This window comes from Gilliamella sp. BG7, from assembly GCF_046635565.1.
Classification (GTDB): Bacteria; Pseudomonadota; Gammaproteobacteria; order Enterobacterales; family Orbaceae; genus Gilliamella; species Gilliamella apicola_P.
Window position 1 is genome coordinate 1 of sequence record NZ_JBIDFB010000030.1, and the last position, 1164, is coordinate 1164.

The window sequence follows — 1164 nt, forward strand, 5'->3', positions numbered from 1 at the left end:
TTAACTGACGTAATAGAATATTGTAAAAATAACGGCGTAGTACGATTTGAACAAAAATTAAAATCCCGATTTTTAAAACGAGAGAATTTACATTACTGGGGATTATCAGACTATACACGATTAAATAACTTACATAATGAATTTTTAGACTTAGATAAAAAATTATCGGTGAATGCTATGGACTTTGAAACGATTAGTGAACAATTAATAAGATGTGGCGTAGTTGATACAACACGCTCAGCCAATACGACCGCTATGTATGCGTTGCAATGGATGCATGGGCAAACGTTTGATTTTAATAAAAAAGCAGTTCAGACACATAGGGCAAGATTACGTAAAATTGGTATTGATATAGCACAACGTTGTAATTTAGCTAAGTTTAGCCCAGTGACAGTTAGGGAAATAAGGAAAGTGGAAGTTACAGATTGTCCGATCCCAGATTGGTATCAACAACCACAAATTTTTAGGCTTGCGTCATAACTGTATTTATATCCAGTTAATTTAACATAATATACATTATGCGTACCACGATAAACGTACGTAAAACTAGACGATGAAACCTGTATAATCATGACCTCAATTTAAAAAAACACGATTTACCAGTAAAATGTTAAATTAATCAATCTACTAACAAATTAACAAAAATAAATAATCATTAAAATCAATACGTTACAATAATGTATATTATGTTAAGTTAACTGTATTTATATCCAGTTATGACGCAATCCTAAAAATTTGCGGTTGTTGATACCAATCTGGGATCGGACAATCTGTAACTTCCACTTTCCTTATTTCCCTAACAGTCACGTTGTGCTATATCAATACCGATTTTACGTAATCTGGCTCTGTGAATTTGCACCTGTGATTTTCTAAAATCAAACGTTTGCCCGTGCATCCACTGCAATGCATACATGGCAGTTGTGTTGGCTGAGCGTGTTGTATCAACTACGCCACATCTTATTAATTGTTCAGCAACCGTTTCAAAGTCCATAGCATTCACCGATAATTTTTTATCTAAGTCCAAAAATTCATCATGTAGTTTGTTTAATCGTGTATAGTCTGATAATCCCCAATAATGTAAATTCTCTTTAAAAATCGGGATTTTAATTTTTGTTCAAATCGTACTACGCCGTTATTTTTACAATATTCTATTACGTCAGTTAA

The 1164-nt window shown here is 32.7% G+C and carries 2 protein-coding genes; one reads left to right on the forward strand and one right to left on the reverse strand.

The window, feature by feature from the left end; genetic code table 11:
- A partial coding sequence (locus ACGH49_RS10835) for a phage/plasmid replication protein (RefSeq protein ID WP_411589375.1) occupies positions 1–480 on the forward strand: 480 nt, incomplete at its 5' end.
- 316 nt (positions 481–796) lie between these two features.
- On the opposite strand, the gene ACGH49_RS10840 is transcribed toward ACGH49_RS10835, so the two are convergent.
- A complete protein-coding gene (locus tag ACGH49_RS10840) occupies positions 797–991 on the reverse strand; it encodes a phage/plasmid replication protein (protein WP_411589376.1) in 195 nt (64 codons plus the stop codon).
- Positions 992–1164: the final 173 nt, after the last annotated feature.

Excerpts from the sequence above, each read along its gene's own strand:
- ACGH49_RS10840 (WP_411589376.1), bottom strand. The coding sequence starts at position 991 with ATGGACTTTGAAACGGTTGCTGAACAATTAATAAGATGTGGCGTAGTT.